At 45.3% G+C, this 19560-nt stretch carries 21 protein-coding genes; 2 read left to right on the forward strand and 19 right to left on the reverse strand.

All coding sequences use genetic code 11. The annotated features are described in order from the left end of the window. Positions 1 to 224: 224 nt before the first annotated feature. A complete protein-coding gene (locus AC4G47_RS19465) occupies positions 225 to 1835 on the forward strand; it encodes a YifB family Mg chelatase-like AAA ATPase (protein WP_491102264.1) in 1611 nt (536 codons plus the stop codon). Between the two features lie 234 nt (positions 1836 to 2069). Here AC4G47_RS19465 and AC4G47_RS19470 read toward each other — a convergent pair whose 3' ends face one another. From AC4G47_RS19470 to rplS, 12 genes are all read right to left on the reverse strand, one after another. Beyond that, positions 2070 to 2621, reverse strand: coding sequence for a nitroreductase family protein (locus AC4G47_RS19470; RefSeq protein ID WP_491102265.1), 552 nt, complete (start codon positions 2619 to 2621; stop codon positions 2070 to 2072). 283 nt (positions 2622 to 2904) lie between these two features. After that, positions 2905 to 4125 carry a carboxypeptidase-like regulatory domain-containing protein gene (locus tag AC4G47_RS19475; protein WP_491102266.1) on the reverse strand — a complete coding sequence of 407 codons (1221 nt, stop codon included), beginning with the start codon at positions 4123 to 4125 and terminating at the stop codon, positions 2905 to 2907. 65 nt (positions 4126 to 4190) lie between these two features. Continuing rightward, a complete protein-coding gene (locus AC4G47_RS19480) occupies positions 4191 to 4349 on the reverse strand; it encodes a paeninodin family lasso peptide (RefSeq protein WP_491102267.1) in 159 nt (52 codons plus the stop codon). A gap of 616 nt (positions 4350 to 4965) precedes the next feature. Then, the gene (locus AC4G47_RS19485) at positions 4966 to 6153 is read right to left on the reverse strand and encodes a carboxypeptidase-like regulatory domain-containing protein (RefSeq protein WP_491102268.1); all 1188 of its coding nucleotides are present in this window, start codon (positions 6151 to 6153) and stop codon (positions 4966 to 4968) included. A gap of 49 nt (positions 6154 to 6202) precedes the next feature. Continuing rightward, complete coding sequence (locus AC4G47_RS19490) at positions 6203 to 6367, reverse strand: paeninodin family lasso peptide (RefSeq protein WP_491102269.1); 165 nt, start codon at positions 6365 to 6367, stop codon at positions 6203 to 6205. A gap of 278 nt (positions 6368 to 6645) precedes the next feature. Beyond that, on the reverse strand, positions 6646 to 7044 hold the full coding sequence (locus AC4G47_RS19495; protein WP_491102270.1) for a YraN family protein: 399 nt from the start codon (positions 7042 to 7044) through the stop codon (positions 6646 to 6648). Then, positions 7038 to 7349 (reverse strand): EscU/YscU/HrcU family type III secretion system export apparatus switch protein, encoded by a 312-nt coding sequence (locus AC4G47_RS19500; RefSeq protein WP_336764998.1) that lies wholly within the window; start codon positions 7347 to 7349, stop codon positions 7038 to 7040. The genes AC4G47_RS19495 and AC4G47_RS19500 overlap by 7 nt, the downstream gene beginning before the upstream one ends. Further along, positions 7346 to 9364: a TP0910 N-terminal domain-containing protein gene (locus tag AC4G47_RS19505; RefSeq protein ID WP_491102271.1), complete on the reverse strand. Its 2019-nt coding sequence runs from the start codon at positions 9362 to 9364 to the stop codon at positions 7346 to 7348. Before AC4G47_RS19505 ends, AC4G47_RS19500 begins: the two co-directional genes overlap by 4 nt. Positions 9365 to 9394: 30 nt before the next feature. After that, positions 9395 to 10048 (reverse strand): ribonuclease HII, encoded by a 654-nt coding sequence (gene rnhB / locus AC4G47_RS19510; protein WP_458127214.1) that lies wholly within the window; start codon positions 10046 to 10048, stop codon positions 9395 to 9397. A 477-nt stretch (positions 10049 to 10525) separates the two neighbouring features. Then, positions 10526 to 11389 (reverse strand): ribosome biogenesis GTPase YlqF, encoded by an 864-nt coding sequence (gene ylqF / locus AC4G47_RS19515; protein WP_036670353.1) that lies wholly within the window; start codon positions 11387 to 11389, stop codon positions 10526 to 10528. 30 nt (positions 11390 to 11419) lie between these two features. Beyond that, complete coding sequence (gene lepB, locus AC4G47_RS19520; RefSeq protein ID WP_491102272.1) at positions 11420 to 12040, reverse strand: signal peptidase I; 621 nt, start codon at positions 12038 to 12040, stop codon at positions 11420 to 11422. A gap of 356 nt (positions 12041 to 12396) precedes the next feature. After that, on the reverse strand, positions 12397 to 12738 hold the full coding sequence (gene rplS / locus AC4G47_RS19525; protein WP_024630190.1) for a 50S ribosomal protein L19: 342 nt from the start codon (positions 12736 to 12738) through the stop codon (positions 12397 to 12399). A gap of 314 nt (positions 12739 to 13052) precedes the next feature. On the opposite strand from rplS, the gene AC4G47_RS19530 reads away from it, so the two are divergent. After that, entirely contained in the window at positions 13053 to 14018 is a 966-nt protein-coding gene (locus AC4G47_RS19530) for a polysaccharide deacetylase family protein (protein WP_491102273.1), read from the forward strand. Positions 14019 to 14028: 10 nt separating this feature from the next. Here the strand turns inward: AC4G47_RS19530 and AC4G47_RS19535 are convergent, their stop codons facing one another. The 7 genes from AC4G47_RS19535 to ffh form a co-directional block, all read right to left on the reverse strand. After that, positions 14029 to 15270, reverse strand: a complete 1242-nt coding sequence (locus tag AC4G47_RS19535) for a hypothetical protein (protein WP_491102274.1) — start codon at positions 15268 to 15270, stop codon at positions 14029 to 14031. A 156-nt stretch (positions 15271 to 15426) separates the two neighbouring features. Then, the gene (locus AC4G47_RS19540; protein ID WP_491102275.1) at positions 15427 to 15801 is read right to left on the reverse strand and encodes a VOC family protein; all 375 of its coding nucleotides are present in this window, start codon (positions 15799 to 15801) and stop codon (positions 15427 to 15429) included. A 186-nt stretch (positions 15802 to 15987) separates the two neighbouring features. Then, complete coding sequence (gene trmD / locus AC4G47_RS19545) at positions 15988 to 16755, reverse strand: tRNA (guanosine(37)-N1)-methyltransferase TrmD (RefSeq protein ID WP_491102276.1); 768 nt, start codon at positions 16753 to 16755, stop codon at positions 15988 to 15990. A gap of 1 nt (position 16756) precedes the next feature. Beyond that, complete coding sequence (gene rimM / locus AC4G47_RS19550; protein ID WP_458126357.1) at positions 16757 to 17269, reverse strand: ribosome maturation factor RimM; 513 nt, start codon at positions 17267 to 17269, stop codon at positions 16757 to 16759. Positions 17270 to 17571: 302 nt separating this feature from the next. Continuing rightward, entirely contained in the window at positions 17572 to 17802 is a 231-nt protein-coding gene (locus AC4G47_RS19555; RefSeq protein ID WP_017689218.1) for a KH domain-containing protein, read from the reverse strand. Between the two features lie 23 nt (positions 17803 to 17825). Further along, complete coding sequence (gene rpsP / locus AC4G47_RS19560) at positions 17826 to 18098, reverse strand: 30S ribosomal protein S16 (RefSeq protein ID WP_017689219.1); 273 nt, start codon at positions 18096 to 18098, stop codon at positions 17826 to 17828. Between the two features lie 53 nt (positions 18099 to 18151). Beyond that, on the reverse strand, positions 18152 to 19528 hold the full coding sequence (ffh, locus tag AC4G47_RS19565) for a signal recognition particle protein (RefSeq protein ID WP_062833767.1): 1377 nt from the start codon (positions 19526 to 19528) through the stop codon (positions 18152 to 18154). Between the last annotated feature and the right edge of the window lie 32 nt (positions 19529 to 19560).

Below are 19560 nucleotides of genomic sequence, written 5' to 3' on the forward strand. Positions count from 1 at the left end.
CCATAAAGCAAGTTTATACGATGCCATTCTCACAAAAGTTACTTAACTGATTTCTTTTTAAAATAAAAATTCAGGGATCATACATAATTACTACATCGATAATGACAGGTTGACTGCATGATTCCTTTTATATAAAATGCTTATTAGAAGCTGAGGAAGCACCTTAATTCGTAGACTGGCCCGTATTATGCGGAGTCAAGAATCGAGTGAGGTGTTTCTTTGTTATGTACGGGAAATTGCACAGTGCGTGTTTGTATGGAATTGATGGCGTTCTAATCGAGGTGGAAACGGATCTATCCAATGGTCTGCCACAAACGTCTATCATCGGGTTACCGGATTCAGCCATTCGTGAGGCCGTAGAACGTGTTCGTGCTGCTATTAAAAACTGTGGATATCAGTATCCTTTACAGCGGATTACAATCAACCTGGCCCCCGCTGATCTGCGCAAGGAAGGATCTTCCTTTGATCTCGCCATTGCTATTGGATTACTTATGACAAGCGGCCAGCTTGTACTTCCTCCCCACGAACGGACATTAGTGGTTGGCGAACTGGCGTTGGACGGTTCGATCAGGTCAGTGCCAGGCATTTTATCCATGGTGGATTTGGCCAAACGACAAGGCTTTACGTCCGTTCTCCTTCCTTTGGATAACGTGGAGGAAGCGTCTCTGATTCGAGGTATTCAGGTATTTGGTGTTCGTCATTTACAGGATATCGCGCCGGAAAATTCAGATCAATCTACGAGTCCGGTTGGAATACCAAATAAAGCCAATGCAGGACCAATTGTGTTAAAAAACTATGCTCACCTCACTGCTTCTATAACAGATAGGTCACAGAGGATGCAAGATAAAAGGCCGGGACAGACTTCGTTATTTACAGATGACTACAGTGATGTTCTCGGGCAGCACCATGTAAAACGCGCGCTTATGATTGCTGCAGCTGGCATGCATAATATATTGCTCGTTGGGCCACCGGGCACGGGTAAAACGATGTTAATCAAACGATTGCCTACCATCCTTCCCCCTTTGTCAGAAGATGAAGCGCTGGAAGTAACCAAAGTATTAAGTGCTGCAGGCAAATTGAAAGAAGCGCCACAAGGCCTGATTGCAGACAGACCTTTTCGCTCCCCGCATCACACGATATCTACCTCTGGTCTGATTGGAGGCGGCGGTATCCCGAAACCGGGTGAAGTGAGTCTTGCTCACCGAGGCATACTCTTTCTGGATGAATTACCTGAGTTCCAGCGCCAAGTGCTGGAGGTATTAAGACAGCCATTAGAGGATCGTACAGTGACGATTAGCCGGGCGCGGGCCGCATTCACCTTCCCCGCCCAGTTCATGCTGGCATGTTCCATGAATCCCTGTCCCTGCGGGTATCTGTCTGCTCATTCAGAGGAGCAGCGCTGCATATGTAGCCCCGCTCGTGTTGCAGCGTATCGAGCCAAAATTTCAGGACCATTACTGGACCGTATCGATCTTCAGGTTGAGGTTCCTCCGCCAGGCGAGTGGCGCAAGTCCGCAGCTTCACCTTCCTCTGCGGAAATGCAGAGAAAAGTCATTCATGCTCATCAAATTCAGGCTGCACGTTATGCTCAAAGTTCGGTTCGTTGGAATAGCCAGCTTTCGGGCAAGCTTTTGCGACGTTCAATCCAACTCCCTCAAGAGGCAGAGCAACTGTTAGAGCAAACACTGCAAACGTTGAACCTGAGCATGCGTGCACATGATCGCATTATCAAGATGGCACAGACGATTGCCGATCTGGATCATGATGGTGAAATCGTGACAGCTCATGTAGCTGAAGCTATACAGTATCGTCAACTGGATCTTAATTTATTTTGAAGCTGGAGGAAGAACAGTCCAGCTTGCCGAAAGGCAGTGAAATACGCACAAACCTGTAGACATCAGATTAAAAGTCGAGAAGGATGTAAGGATATTTCATGAGATTCTACAGACAGATGCGCCAACATGGCAAAAAAACGTACAAGCCCCTCTCTTCTGTGAAGAAAGGTACTTGTACGTAGATTTTCCTGAAACATATGGAGCTCGTGTGTAGCTGCGTTTTACCATTTTATATTATTCGAAAAGAGTCAGTTTGTCCTTGGCTGGTGTACGTTCTTTGGCTGAAGGAATAACATCGGGGTATCCCATATAAATCATGCCTACAATCTTCTCACCCGCCTCTATTCCAAGAGGTTTGCGGAACTTGGGAGCGTACAAAAATGGCTTGGTCACCCAGAACGTCCCTATGTCTTCACTCCACGCTGCAAGCATGAAGTTCTGAACCAACGCACTTACCGCAGCGAAGTCTTCGTCCCATATATTCTGTCTTGGATCTTCCTCCAGAACGACAAGCATAACGGATGGAACCTGCAAAATATTGGCTGAGAATTTGTTGTCTTCTCCCATTTCTGCATCAATAGCCTCGGCCAATTTCTCCCGTCCATTCCCGGTAAACAACAAAAATCTCCATGGTTCGCGCAATTTATGGTTAGGAGCCCAGACTGCCGTATCCAGCAACTCTATAATCTGCTGTGTAGGAACAGCTTCTTTTTTGAATTTTTTCACCGTGCGACGATTTTGAATCGCATTTCTGACTTCATTCGTTGTTTTCGTAGCTTTACTCATCGGCCGTACCTCCCTAGTTATAAAATCATTTGCAACCGCATTAGTGATTCGTGGCCTAGTACAATGTATTGGTAATAAATCAAAAGACACAACGATTACATTCTTGATTATACACTCTTCTGTTCAGAAGATTCAAAGACAGGATAATTGCTGATAACACTTCAGTCGTATGTATATAGGAAAAACGACTCCGATACCTGATTCACCAAGGGCGATCACCCAGTCGGAGCCGTCTAATTAAATTAGAATCTTATAAAATACAGAATATCACATCAATGATGAATCAATATGAACCTGCTCCTTCAAATGTACCTTTAACAAAGTCCATTTTATTGTACTTCTCCTGGTTACCTGCAACATCTGTACTAAAGTATTCAACTAACTTGACATCAGGGGCATAAAACTTGATGGGTCCTTCATAGTTATTCCATTTTCCCCCATTTATTCGATATTCTGTTACCTTTATGCCTGACCCGTTTACTTCGTCCGAAGCCTGAAGTCTGAATGTAAACCCTTTAATGTATGTCTTTCCATTTAAGGTGTCTGTAATCGGAACTAATCTGTACTTGGTTACTGGTGGGGTTCTGTCGGTATCACTAATAAGTACGATATCATATGAATTTCGATCTCCATGAACCAAATCGACACTCAAGTTATACTTGATATATCCCGTAGCTTCAGCGCTGAGAGTTCTGTTCGTTGTAGATACACGCTTAATAAAATAATTGCCCTGAGCATCTGTTATTGCCGAACCTCCGACATTAACTTTAGCTCCAATTACTGGATTGCCTGCCTCATCTACAACCTTTCCCCGTACGTGTGCTGCTTCTGTCAAAACAACATCCCATTTTATGGTTTCTCCCGCCCAAAGTTCTAACCGATCTTGTTCATAAATCATATAATCTGCAGAATCTACCTTGATTGCAATGTTTGGATATTCAAAATCAATGCCTGTTACCATATATATGCCTCTTTGATTTGTTTTTACGGGCTTGCCGTACAAAGCGGTTACTGAAACTAACGCGTCAGCCACAGGCTTTCCTTCCTTATCTGTGACTGTGCCCACAATTGTTGATGGTTCATAAATATAAAAATTAACGGTTCTTACTTTGTCCGCTTCTAAAGACTCACTACCTCTATGATTGTATAACAGATAACCTTCTGCCTCTACAGTAAAATCCATTGTGAAATAATCTTTTGAGTTGGGGAGTACCACGTCAATACGATAATTTCCATTTTCATCACTAACTACACTCCCAGACTGTTGTTCAGCACCATCACCATAATGATGTAATTCATACGATATCTTTGCATTTTTCACATTCATTCCTTCACTAATAACTTTTCCTACAAAACCAGAGGGCCGACTCTGGTCACGACTCGATAACTTAAAAGTATCGTTTTCTTTGGCTGCACTGACAGTTCCAGTGTGCATTACACTAAACAAAACAGAAACTAAAAAAAACACTATAAAACGAGCTATCCATGGGGAACGAATAGACATAACTAAAACCTCTCCTCATCCAAATTAGTTAGTAAGATTGTTTAATTCTTTAATTCGTTCTTTTTCTAGCTCACAAGTAATTCAAGCTTCCAAAATTCTCCATCCCAAACATATTGCCAAATACCCTGCCCACCATTCATGGTCTGGCTAACATCCAGTACTTCCATCCGAGGACACTCCCAGACTCTTACTGTGTTGTTCGAAGTATTCTGAAGCTCTTCCATACATCCCACCAACCTCTCTTTAATTTTTCTACGTTCTTATTTTATTATAAATGATACAATTTGTATCTAAAATTCTGAAATAGACTGATTTTATTTTGTTGCTATATGATTAGTTTTGTGCTTTCTTTAGTTGAATCAAAAAAAAAGCCGCCGTTCCTGTGTAGAGAGGAACGGCGGCTTTAGATCCGACTGCTTACAAAACAAAATTGGATGCATGAAAAAACACAATTAAACTTGTACTTTGAGAAGAGCTATAGAGTCACACCGAAAAGATACGTTTCGTAACTTTCAATACATTAAAAATTTTAGCGTACACCTTAAAATGCATTAACAATATGATTTACCGAGACAATCTCTCCCGCTTGATCAAGCATCACGACAATTACATCAAAACGGATCTGAAATTCCTTTATGAAATAAAAAAATAAATTCCAGTTTACCTTCTTGATTATACACCCATCTGATCACGAGTTTCAAAGGGGCGGCAGAGGTCATTACCGTTAAGGTCATTACGAATAGAAAAGACGACTCTGAATCTTGATTCACCACGAGGGATCATCAAGTCAGAGCCGTCTTTTTCACATGTTATACATTCACATATCATATCAACGAGTAATCAATCGTAACTCTCCCCTTCAAACGTGCCATTCCCTTCAAATGTGCCATTAACAAAGTCCATTTTATTGTACTTCTCCTGATTACCTGCAACATCTGTACTATAGTACTCTACCACCTTGACATCAGGGGCATAAAACTTGACGGGCCCTTCATACATCTTCCATGCTCCCCCATTAATTCGATATTGTGTTGTCTTCACACCTGAACCTTTGACTTCATCTGTTGCCTGTAGTCTGAATGTAAATCCTTTGATGTATAGCTTCCCATTAACTGTATCTGTTAAAGGAACTAATCTGTATTTGGTTACAGGCGGCGTAATGTCCGCATCCGTCTTGAGTACGATATTAAACGTATTCCGATCTCCTTGTACGAGAGTAACGCTCAGGCTCGATTTTAAATACCCTGCTGCTTCCCCCGTTATCGTTCTGGCCCCTGTTGGTACGCGCTTTATAAAATAATCGCCTTGAGCATCTGTCGTTGCCGAACCGCCAGCATAAACTTTAGCACCAGTTATCGGATTGCCCGCTTCATCTATTACTTTTCCACGCACGTGTGCCGCCTCTGCCAAAACAACATCCTTTCTCATGGTTCCCCCCTCCCGGACACCCAAGCGATCCTGTTCATATAGCATATAATCATCGGCATCTACCCATATTGCAATGTTCGGATTATAGGCGTAATCAATTCCTGTAACCGCATATCGACCTTGCTGATCAGTTTTCACTATACGATCAAAGACACTTGTTACTTTTATACGAGCATCTGGAACAGGTCTGCCTGCCTGATCTTTGACTGTTCCTACAATCGTGGAAGGTTCATAAATATGAAAATCAAGCTGTTTTTGCTCTCCACCCCTTAAACTATAGTAAGTGTGATGTCGATACGGCACATACCCCTCTGCTTCAACTGAAAAGGTAAATACAGTATAGTTCTCAACGGATTCAATAATACGATAATTCCCACTCTCATCTGTCTCCACGCTGTGTTCCTTATTCCCATAATCAAGCCAATACTTGACTGTGGCGTCCTTGACAGGCAATCCCTGACGATCAATCACTTTACCTGACACACTAACCGCATTGTCAGATTCAGCAGCATAAGAAACTCCGGAATACATGATTCCATACAAAATGAAACATAAAGATAGTGCACATAGTCGAATCATCCATTTGATACTTGTATGCATCTTCTCACTACACCTCACCATTTTTTTTTAATGGATCAAATACCCCTCTTTAACTGACCATAAGTTCAAGCTTCCAGAATTCCCCGTCCCAGACATATTGCCAAATTCCCTGCCCGCCGTTCATGGTCTGGCTGATATCCAGTACTTCCATCCGAGGACACTCCCATACTCTTTTCACTGCGTTGTTCGAAGTAGTATTCTGAAGCTCTTCCATACATCCCACCAACCTCTCTTTTTATTTCAACATTTTTATTTTAATACAAATGATACATTTTGTATCTAATATTTTTTTTGAAATATTATGACATAGATATTAACTTATCCTTTTTGTGTTCGAACTCTATTTTCCCTAAACAAAAAAACCGCATATCCTTTGAACAAAGGAAGTGCGGCTTCAATTACACCTATTTACAAACAAAAAGGATTCTCTGAAACATATAAGATACATTTTGTATCTTTAATTACTCGAAGTTGACAGCCATGATGTAGATCTCAAAAAGCATTGACAATGTGATCCACTGAGACAACATCACCTGTTTGATTAAGCATCACGGCGATTACATCAAAACGGATCTGAAGGTCTGCCTCTCCCGTCATTTGCAAATATACGGATGCGGTTGAACGTACCTGCTGCATTTTACGCATATCGACCGATTCCTGAGGTGTACCGTACTGAGCGGCTCCACTTCTGCTTCTTACTTCTACAAAGACAATCAGGCCCTCGCAGGAAGCAATGATATCAATCTCACCACTACGGCAACGCCAGTTCTGTCTAATGATCCGATAATCATTCTCTCGTAGCCAACGACAGGCGGCCTCTTCACCTGATCGGCCTTTCTGCTGTCGTGTGAGCTTCATTCCAGGTTCCTGGCCCGATTTACGTTCTACCATGACTCATCTTCCCCACGTCCCGAAGCCAGTCGATCTGCACGGTAGACATACGTCAGAACCTCTGCTACCAGTTGATACAGTTCTGCCGGAATCTGTTCATCCAGATCCAACTTGGAGAGCACTTCCACAAGAGCTGCATCCTCCTGAACAGCCACTCCGTTTTCCTTGGCTTTATCCAGAATGGCTTCTGCCACTTTGCCGCGGCCTTTGGCTACAACAACGGGTGCTTCACTCTCTCCAGGGACATATTTTAGGGCAACCGCCTTTTTGGAGAGCAGATCCGGTTGTGACGACTCGTCTTTCATACTTTCAAGTCCACCCCTTTGTATCGTTCAGGACTATAGTCCGAGGCTGACATTTTGCGTTCCGCGCCCGGTTCCTGGCCCACTGGCCACGGCTCCGCCTTGAAGGTGAGCAATTGATACCCAAGCTTGTCTAGAGCCTGATGGATGACCTCTCGGCCACTTTCCAGAAGCGGCCCCATCCCTTCGCGATCATTCAAGACACGCAGACTGACAATGTTGTTAACCACATGTACATCAACCAGCGTAGGTCCGAGACTTTTCATGTCGAGATCAAACCACAGACGGCAATTGGACGCATCCAGCTCCCCGCGTTGACCCCGGCGTGACTGGATCTGAACGGAAGCTGTTTCTTCCCCGTCCGGTCCGGTGATTGGAATAAACCAGTGCATCTGTGCAAACGTAGCACTGCGATCGGTCGTTAACAATAACTGCTGACCTGTCAGATATTGCACCGCTTGTCCGGCGGCATCCTTGAGTGCCGCCGGTGCACCATCGCTGCTGGCAAGCTGCAGCAGCAAGCCCTTCAGCGTGTCCGCATTCGCCGGACTCGCCACATCTCCCACGCGCGGCTGCGCAGCCGCGCCGTGAACGGCCTGCTGCTCGTGCTCCGCACCGAGCAGCTTCAGCACGCGCCCCACCCACGGGTCTCCCTCGTGGGTGACAGGCGCGGGCACTGCCGCAGCTCCCGCAGGTGCTGCGGCACGACCACCAGCCGGCGGCGCATCAGCGCCGGCTGGCAACGGCTGCGGCACGCCTCCGGCAGCCGCGGCCGCACCAGGCTGTGCCGGTGCGGCAGTGGACGCGCTGCGCAGGGCGTCCAGCAGCGCCAGCAGCTTGGGCGCCAGCTGCGCTGCCGTAGGCGCTGCAGGCGCCGCCTGGCCTGCTGCGGACGGAGTCCCCGCAGCAGCAGGCGTTTCAGCGCGGCCGTCAGTCCGCCCGGCCGCGCCTGCCTCAGGCTGGCCTGCATTTACACGGCCAGCCTGAGATTCTGCAGCCGCCCCTGGTGTACCCGGGCGGCTCCCGGCTTGCCCCGCGTCAGTTCCGCGCGCGCTCTCTCCAGGTATTCCCGTTCCAGACGGAATACCCGTGCCACCTTTGCCAGCCGTTTCAACGTTGCTGGCAAGTGCCTTTGGTCCGGCTTCAGCATTTACTGTGCCTCCGCCGGTCTGCAGGTTTCCTTTGACCGCAGTACTCGCATCCTCTGCCCCACCATCAGCCATGGAGATAGCTCCTGCCAATGCTGTCTGTCCTTGCTGTCCCGACAAAGTAGGTGATCCTGCTCCAGGTACCTGACGACCATTGCCTGATGCAATCAATCCTTCTTCCACCTGTGCTCCATTCAGCACGACAGGTACACCAGCCACAATACCCGGTTTCATCGCAGCAGATTGTTCTCCATTCATTACTGGTTTACCTGTTGTTTGTGCCAGCATCGTTTCCAGCTGATCAGCCAACCCGCTTAACAACTGATGCAGAGGGGGGCCAAACACCGTCTGATGTAATCCTTTTACCGTTTCCGCCGTAACCGGAAGACCACGCTGAAAAGCAATTCCTGTCGCCTGCACCCATTCTTCCACAGGTATCTGTGCGGGTTTGGCTGTCATCATATTTTGAACCATAACCACGTTATCCTTCGTTAGCGGCAATCCGCTACGCTGCATGGCAAGTAACAGTTCCCGGTTCCCTTTCGTATCTGGCAGCCCTACATCCTTAAGCAGGTTGTTCAGCGAAGCTTGTGGCAGCTCAGCAAGTGTACCCGCCATAGGTTTCATTACCGTTATGCCATTTTCACCTGGAGGCTGCACTTGAAGCAATGTGGTCTCACCCGGACGGAGTGGAGTTTCCAACTTGGCGCGCACCTGCACACCTTGAATCTGCAGAACCGCATCCCCACCATCATCGGATACACTTACCACGGAACCGCGAACTACCTGACCTTCCTTTAATTCAAGCGGCTTGGCATTGCCGGGCTTACTATCTCCCATTAACCCCTTTATCATGGAACCAATATTCAAATCTCTCCCCCTCCTTCCTTCAACCCCGTGTTAAAACAATGAATGCTGCTCCCCAAGCAGATTGCCCAGAAAACTGCGCCGATGCATCGGGGTTGCTCCCAACGCCATAATCTGCTCCCGATGAACTTTTGTTGCATATCCCTTATGTATCGACAGACCATATTCCGGATATAACGTATCCCATTCCTCCTTACAGAGTCGATCTCGCGTTACCTTCGCAATAATAGAAGCTGCTGCAATCGACTGACTATTGGCATCACCTTTAATAATGGACAGTTGTGGCACATTCACATCGACTTTCTCGGCATCTACCAACATATAATCAGGAACTTCTCCCAATGCTTCAACAGCACGTTTCATCGCGAGTCTCGCAGCCTGCTTGATGTTAAGCCGATCAATCGTCTCTGCATCCGCGTACCCTACACCCACCGCCAGCGCCTTTTCCATAATGACATCATATAATGCATCACGTTTTTTCTCCGTTAATTTCTTGGAGTCATTCACGCCTTCCAGAATAAGATCCTTCGGTAAAATAACCGCCGCTGCAACTACATCCCCAAACAAACAACCTCGTCCTACCTCATCAATGCCAGCAATGCGTTCAAATCCACTGTCCCAATACTCCCGCTCGTAGAGCAACAAGTCTCGAGGTTCACTGGCTTCTTTCTTTTTCTTCGTTCCCATCGGGGTATCCAGCAGATTCAACCCGATCTCTTCATTATATTCAACCATAACACTCATCTCCTCTACCCACACTTCTTCAGCATGTGTACCACTTACAACTTTTTTATAATATAGACGTAGATCCGCAGTCTTTGTTCTGTACAACTGGTGTCTCTCAGCAAATATTTTCCTTGAGGCATACAATAATAAAGATAGTGATGTCTTCATTTATCGGTATTTGATGGTTTAAATTGAATATATCAGACTTCGCCTAATCTAAATTGCACCACCATTCATCATAGCATGATTTTGACGCACCTGATATATAGGTCAGCCAATTCCATTAAGCGTACTGTTCTTCAAACCTCTTCCATTTTTACCGTTTTGAACGCAAAAACGACCGCTCCCGATAATCCGGTAACGGCCGCTTCTTTCGGCACTTGTTTATATGAAATGAACAGATGAAGTTAGAGACCTTCATCGTGTAGAGTCCATTTTTTAATAGGGGGCTTCCATAGAGAAACGTCCCATTTTACCTGCTCGCAGCTCTCGCAGAAATGCCCGCGATGCCTTTTCCAGATCAATGCGTCCACCACTTACAACACAACCGCGTATACGGCCGACTTGCTCCATAATCGCAATAACACTGTCTGAATCATCTGCATCTTTGGAGAACTCCTGAAGTCCGTATCTCTCTTCCAGGGCGTCCCAGTAGTAACGCATCAAGTAACTGATTCCAAAAAAGGCAATATCCTCTGCATTCAGGATTTCCTCTTTGATCGCACCTGTTACGGCAAGACGGTAACCTACATTCTGATCTTCGAACTTAGGCCAAAGAATACCCGGAGTATCCAATAGCTCCATTTCTTTTCCTACCTTGATCCACTGTTGCCCTTTCGTCACACCAGGACGATCTCCTGTTAACGCAATACTCCGTCCTGCCAGTCGGTTAATCAGCGTGGATTTACCTACATTGGGAATCCCCACAATCAACCCGCGAACCGCACGAGGATTAATCCCTTTAGCAATTTGACGGTCAATTTTTTCTTTAAGAAGAAGCTTGGCCTGTACGGGAATATCTTTAACATTGGTTCCCGTCGAAGCATCTACAGGAAAAGCAGTAATTCCTTCTTTTTTGAAATATTCAATCCATTCTTGCGTCACTTTGGCATCTGCCAAATCCGATTTGTTCAACAAAATCATCCGGGGTTTATCCAGCAATATTTCGTCAATCATCGGATTACGGCTGGAGACAGGCAGACGGGCATCCAACAGTTCGATGACCACGTCGATGAGCTTTAACTTATCCTGAATCTGGCGTCTGGCTCGAGTCATATGACCTGGAAACCATTGTATCGTCAACTTGTCTTCACCTCATTATTTACTTCAATTTTAATGGTTAATCCACTTAATTTCACCGATTGGCCAGAAAATCACATCTGCACGACCAATAATATCTTTTAACGAAACATAACCAATCATACGGCTGTCGGTACTATTTGGACGATTGTCTCCCATTACAAACACATGACCTGCCGGCACTTTGCCATCAGGGAACTGCTCATTCGGGAAATCCTTCACGTTATATGTTCCACCATTCGCTTCCGCTGCATCAATGGCTCCTTGAATATACGTTTCTTCGACTTTCTTGCCGTTAACCATCACGGTATCATCCTGCACCTCAACCGTATCACCTTCTACAGCAATAACACGTTTGATGAAATCCCGACCTTCGGATGGTACGTGGAAGACGATAACTTCACCGCGCTTCGGTTCTCTGATATCATATAGGATTTCGTTGACGATCACACGTTCACCCGTTTCAAAGTTCGGCTGCATGGATGGTCCGTCCACAACAAATGGTTTGAAGAGCAACCACCGAATCAGAATGACGAGAACTAATGCGATGACGATGGCTTTAAGCCATTCAACAATCTCATTTTTAGCTTTTTTGGATCGACTGTCTTTCTCTTCGGCAGGATTGCACCGGTCCTGTTGAACTTCTTGTTCCATTCAAGATCTTCCTCTCTTCACAGTACATGTTTATAGCAGTACACACATCCAGCATCTGCATCGTTCCACATAATCATTGGATAGATACAAAATATTCACATCAGTTATGTAATCTTACACCAAGCATTACAGTACATTTAATCCACAATTCAAATGCCTTCAAGAGGTTGTTCAAAAAGTCGGTACTGAAACCGGTCTTTTGAACACGCACTTCAATAACTGATTTCACAAGCCTCCCGGACTATTCGCCGCATGTGTTGCCATACCATTTTACTCGGAAGTGTACCTCCGGTTCAACTTTTCCCGGACAAAAACGAAAAGGGCTTGTCTCCAAGCCCTTCCCGGTATCCGTTATATTAACGAATTTCTTTAATTCTCGCTGCTTTACCGCGTAGTTCACGAAGATAATAAAGCTTCGCACGACGCACTTTACCACGGCGAGCCACTTCGATTCTATCGATTTTTGGGGAATGAAGCGGGAAAGCTCTTTCCACACCTACACCGTAAGAAATTTTACGAACTGTAAAAGTCTCACTGATTCCACCACCACGGCGTTTAATCACAACACCTTCGAACAATTGGATACGCTCACGAGTTCCCTCGATTACCTTAACGTGCACTTTCAAAGTGTCACCAGGACGAAAACTCGGAATATCCTTACGAAGTTGTTCTTGTGTAATCGCTTGAACGATATTCATCTATGACTCCCTCCTTCCGTACAGGCGTTCATACTTCTTCCAGAGATCACCTTGTCTCCTTCATTATCCATAGAGGACCGCCGTATTCCACATAACAGATTTATTGTATCACGCAGCATATCAAAACACAAGAGAAATTAAACAAAGTGCCTATTGTTCAATCAGCAATACTAAAACTCATTACGATCTGAACTAACTTAACGCTCTCTTCTACAAGTCAACCTGATACAGGAAAAAATACTGTAACCTCCCGTTAAGAAATATCGTCTATGATATAACGTATTGACCACTTTAAAAGGAGAACCATAAGACTTATGACATATTGGAAAAAGATCACGCTTGTCGTACTCACCATGCTCACATGCTCAATTACACTATATGCATATGCTGTAACTCATCCAACGAATGCCATGTCACACAAAGCCTGTACATCCTGGGATATAGTCAAACGCAAAGCATTCCAGCTGTCACATCCTGACTTCTCTAGCCAAGCTGCGCTGGATCGTTCTACATTCAAGGTTGAACAAGGTACAGCTACAGAAGTTCCCGTACTGATGTATCATTACATAGAGCCCAAGCTTAACAATCACGAGACAGGTAATAAATCCATCATTAATCTGGAGGATTTCGAGCAAAATATGAAATACCTGCATGATGCAGGTTACACGACGATTACACTGGATCAGCTTGAGCAATATGTTAACGGGAAGAAATCCCTACCACAGAAATCAATTGTAATTACCTTTGATGACGGATACCAGAACAATTATACATTAGCTTACCCCGTGCTTCAGAAATATAATTTTCATGCCTCCCTGTTTGTTATAGGCAGTAAAATTCAGGATAAACCTTCGGCATTTGATCCCGCTATCAACAGTTTCATCTCCAAACCAGAGATGCAGGCGGCAACCGACGTCTTTGAATTTAACAGCCATACCTATAACCTGCATCACAAGGGATTTATGCGCTGTGGGAACAGCGTACCTGTCGGTCTGGACACCAGTCTTCTGGATAATGATATCCAGCAAATGAAGGAAACCGGAATAGACACACCTTATTTGGCCTATCCTTTTGGTTATACCAGTACACAGATGATCTACAAGTTACAGCAACATGGATATCGCATGGCTTTTACCGTAAAGTCCGGATTTGTGCATCCAGGAGATCATCCCATGAAGCTACCTCGTTTGACGGTTACAACAGGTACTGACCTGGCAGCCTTGCTTCAGTCCGAATCCAGTCCGCAGAACGGGCCGCCTGCATCGGAGAATAACCAGTGAATACTGGACTTTAAACTTCCCCGCCCGGATAGAGAGTCGAGCTATACAGCCTTTTGAGCTGTGGCTTGGCTCTTTTTGCATCGGTAAGTGATAATTTCATCGGAAAACTGGAATAAATTACCGCATCCTGTGCGTCATAGATGATGATCTGTTCTAGCCCCGTTTGGATCAGGTCTGCATGCACCGCATATCCCTCTTTCGGGAATTCAGTAACCGTTTTCATATCTCCATCTACCAAAGAAGGCAATACATCTCCACCTCGGCGATAGGCCAAAATATAGTCGAGCCCACTCTCATCCCAGTTACTTACAGGCTCTATAATCGTTAACCATCCACGAGTCATACGATTTTCTTTCCATATTTCTTGCCCTGCGTTATCCAGCATGAACATTCCATCCTTACCATTCTCGTCACCCCGAATAATTCGGTCCAACCCTGCGATCTGCAAACCTTCCATCCCAGTACAAAAATAGCCCAGCGCAATATGCTGTGATTCAATCGAATCTTCATAACGCCATTTCTCATTACCGTAGCGGTCCATCATGACCGTGACACTGCCACCGATAACAACCTCGACTTCCCCATCACCATCAACGTCGCCAAACCATATACAGTCGGCATGGTCATCAAGATTCTGACAAGACCATAACAGCCTCCCATCATGATCCAGCATGTCATATCCAGCCATCACTTCATCCTTCCCATCTCCATCGATATCGTATACCCATGGAAAATGCCCCGGATTCCCTTCATGCTTCCATAATAAATTGAAATCATGGTCCAATGCCCATAACGTCTTATAGCGGTCTTTCAGTATAATGTCCATTTTTTGCTGATTACCAGTCAGGTTGGCGAGTATAATGCAGTCATGTGCTTCATCACCTGGCAGATCACGTGTTTCTTTAATCTCACCGGTCCCGCCATCCAATACGAGAAATTGTTTGTCCATGACACACAATACTTCATTATGGCCGTCACCATCCCAATCTGCGATCTGAGCGGGATAGTCTGAGCCCGGACCTCCTGCGTTCGGATCAGGAGTTCCCACCTGCCATAGTAATGTCCCTTCCAGATCAAACGCAGTCAAGCAGCATACCTGATGCGGGACATACCGATCGTCTATGCCCCCATCTGCTTGCACCAACAACATCTCAAGTCTGCCGTCCCCATTCAGATCCCCCAAAAGCATTTTGCACCGTTCTCCGGCTTCGGTAATATCGACTCTGGCGATTTCATAAGGCTGATTGCTCATCATCTTCCTCCTCAGCGTATCGTTAACATTTCATTACAGCTGAGTTCAACATAAAGAAAACCCCTGCTTTTTACAACCCTATGCTGAACTCATGCAAAAATGTTCAAAGCTGCAAAAAAGTGTCTACATCAATAATAAACAATTTAGACGTATGATTTACAGCCATTCTAGAAACTCAAGACGATTGCCAAACGGGTCATTTATATAGAAACGCCTTACACCTTCATCTATCCTTGCTTCGTCCTCAACAATATGAATATGGTAATGATTCAGATGATCACGCAAATGATCCAAATGTTGTACATGAAATGCCGGATGAGCTTTTGTAGCGGGAATAAAATCTTTTTGTACACCAATATGAACTTGGTGTCTGCCACATTCAAACCATACACCACCCCGTTTTCTTAGGGCTTCTGGTTTAGGAATCTCCGTCCAGCCCAACACGTTATTGAAAAAATGACGCGCCTCCGCCTCGCAACCTTCAGGCGCTGCGAGCTGAATATGATCAAGACCAATAATATTGTAAGTCATTCATACACCGCTCTTAGTTTCATTCAGTGAAACTTAGTTTTAAAATATATCTCCATTTTATAGAATAACCCAATGAATATCCAGCTTTCTTTACAAAACACATAAAAAAAGCCAACCTTTGGTATCCAGGTTGGCTTTTTCGAACTCTCTAAAAAGATATATTTACGTGTTCAACGATACATATTCTTACTCTGTACTATTTTCACGGTTTGAGCGTATCTTTTTTAACCAAATCCGCTCTTTGTCCGTCAAGTCCGCCGCTTCCAACATCTCCGGTCTACGTTCTAACGTACGAAGCAACGACTGCTCTCTGCGCCAAGCCTCAATGTTCAGATGATGTCCTGACAACAACATATCCGGTACTTTCATGCCCCTAAATTCGGGTGGACGTGTGTAGTGTGGGTATTCCAGAAGTCCAGTGCTGAAGGAATCCGTCACGGCACTTGTCTCATTGCCAAGCACTCCGGGGATAAGACGTACGATGCTGTCGATCGCAACCATAGCAGGCAACTCCCCACCAGTGAGTACGTAATCACCAATAGATAGTTCATCCGTCACGAGAAATTCGCGAATTCGCTCATCGTAACCTTCATAATGCCCACATATAAAAATCAGATGATCTTCCTGTACAAGTTCTTCTGCTTTTTTCTGTGTAAACGTCTCACCTTGCGGACACATTAGAATGACACGTGGAGGTTTCATGGTTCCCGCGGCTTCTCCGCGTTGCTCCAGCACATCTTCAACAGCAGCAAAGATCGGATCTGGTTTCAGCACCATGCCTCCGCCTCCGCCGTATGGAGCATCATCGACCGTATTGTGTTTATTGGTCGCATAATTACGGAAGTTGGTTGCACCGAGGGATACCAGACCCTTCGTTTGGGCTTTTCCCAGAATGCTTGCTCCGAACACACCGTCAAACATCTCCGGGAATAGTGTTAATACATCTACTTTCATGTTACAGCAGCCCTTCCATCAGGTGAATCTTCACTTGCTGCTGTTCGATGTCCACATCAAGCACTACATCATCAATAACCGGAATTAATACTTCTTTGCCCGCTGGCGTTTTAACAACCCACACATCATTGGCACCAGGAGTCAAAATTTCAGAGATGGTTCCGAGCGTTTCACCCTCTTCGGTGATGACCGAACACCCAACGATTTGATGGAAGTAGTATTCACCTTCCTCCAGCTCAGCCAAGTTCTCTTTTAACACTTTGGCCATACCGCCTTTAAACTTCTCTACCTCATTAATATTGTCATACTCTTTGAGACGAAGAATATACATATTCTTATGCAAACGTGCCGATTCCACGTTAACCATGACGGGATGATTATCAGGTGTAAAGAAAAACAGCTCTGCATTTTTCGCGAAACGCACTTCCGGGAAATCAGTTAAAGGCATGATTCTTACCTCGCCGCGAATTCCATGCGTATTGACGATTTTACCTACATTCATAAACTCTGCCATACGTTCCTCCTACGAAATTAAATCAAACTAAACAGATACTTCGACTCTCGTACGGTCGTTCCGGCGACGGTTCGTTCTTTCGATCGCTGTTACCCCCTCATTTTTCGAACTTACTTTAAAAGGTGAAAATGAGGTGATAAAGGCGAACGCGAACGCTTCTCCAGAATCGATCCCGTCCCCTGCACTGCTCCGAAGTCACTCATACCCAAAAATATTTTAATTCAATATCTAATCCAACCTATTAAGTTCAGCATGCACGAAAAGGGGCTAGGACATGCATCCTAACCCCCTTTCGTATATCTTTAAGATATGATATCAACGGTAACCCGTTTATCCATCTTAACTGCTGCTGATGTGACGACCGTGCGAAGAGATTTTGCGATTCGCCCTTGTTTACCAATTACCTTCCCGACATCGTCAGGATGAACGGTTAACTCATAAACGACAAGCCGGTCTTTCTCAACCGTCCGAACCGTCACATCTTCCGGATGATCGACTAAAGCCTTAGCAATTATGCTTACTAATTCTTCCATAGATGACCCTCCGAATCAGCACTTTATTTAGATAATTTAGACTCATGGAACTTCTTCATCACGCCCGCTTTGCTAAGCAAGTTGCGGACAGTGTCAGATGCTTGTGCACCGTTTTGAAGCCATGCCAATGCTTTATCTTCATCGATCTTAACAACAGCCGGTTGTTCAACCGGGTTGTAGTAACCGATCTCCTCGATAAAACGACCGTCACGTGGGGAACGGGAATCCGATACCACTACGCGGTAGAAAGGAGCTTTGTGAGCACCCATACGTTTCAGACGAATACGAACTGCCATTTGAAAATTCACCTCCTTCAATGAAATCTGTATATGATCCAGCTTCGCTTAAATCAACGGAAAGGAAACTTCATTCCTTTACCCATACCTTTAAGCTGCTTCATCGCTTTATTTTTACCGCCTTTAGGTCCCATCATATCTGAGAACTGTTTCATCATGCGGCGCATCTCATCAAACTGCTTGATCAGACGATTTACTTCGGCCAGAGATGTTCCGCTACCCGTAGCAATACGCTTCCGGCGACTATGGTTGATCATATCAGGGTTACGTTTCTCTTCTGTCGTCATAGAGTAGACGATCGCTTCGATCCGGCCCATCTGTTTATCATCAACCTTCAGGTCCTTAGCTTGTTTCATCTTGCCCATGCCGGGGATCATATCCATGATCTGGTCGATTGGTCCCAGCTTTTTAACCTGATCCATCTGCTCCAGGAAATCTTCAAACGTGAATTCTGCATTACGCATCTTCCGTTCCATTTCCTTGGCTTTATCGGTATCAATGTTTAATTGTGCTTTCTCAATCAGAGATAACATATCACCCATACCGAGAATCCGTGAAGCCATACGTTCCGGATGGAATGGCTCCAAAGCGTCAAGTTTCTCTCCAAGAGAAGCAAACTTGATTGGACAACCCGTAACTGCTTTGACAGAAAGCGCCGCACCACCACGTGTATCGCCATCCAGCTTAGTCAGGACAACCCCGGTCAGGTTAAGTTGCTGGTTAAAGTGTTCTGCTACGTTAACCGCATCCTGACCTGTCATGCTGTCTACGACAAGCAGTACTTCATCCGGATTCACTACGCTGTGAATCTGGCGAAGCTCTTCCATCAGCTCTTCATCGACATGCAGACGTCCAGCCGTATCGATAATGACATAGTCATTACCGTTATCTTTGGCATGTTGAAGACCTTGACGTGCGATCTCCACAGGGCTTGTCTGATCTCCCAGTGTGAATACCGGCGCTTTGATCTGCTCGCCAAGTACTTGCAACTGTTTGATCGCTGCCGGACGATAAATATCGCCTGCAACAAGCAATGGTCTGCTGTTTTGCTTTTGCAGCATTTTAGCCAGTTTACCGGATGTGGTTGTTTTACCAGCACCCTGCAGACCAACCATCATGAGCACCGTTGGCGGTTTGTTCGCTTTAGCCAGTTTCGCCTGGCTTCCACCCATCAAATCCGTGAGTTCCTTGTTAACGATGTCGATGATGACCATTCCTGGCGTGAAGCTCTCCATCACTTCTTTGCCGACAGCCTTCTCTTTCACCTTGGCGATGAATTCCTTGACCACTTTGAAGTTTACATCCGCTTCGAGCAATGCCAGACGTACCTCGCGCATAGCCTCGGCTACATCTTCATCAGACACCTTGCCTTTGCCGCGCAGCTTGCTGAACACATTCTGTAATCGGGTCGTTAATCCTTCAAATGCCATGATCCCACCTCCTTAAGCTTTAATACTGTTTT

It is taken from the genome of Paenibacillus sp. Negev47 (assembly GCF_058313655.1).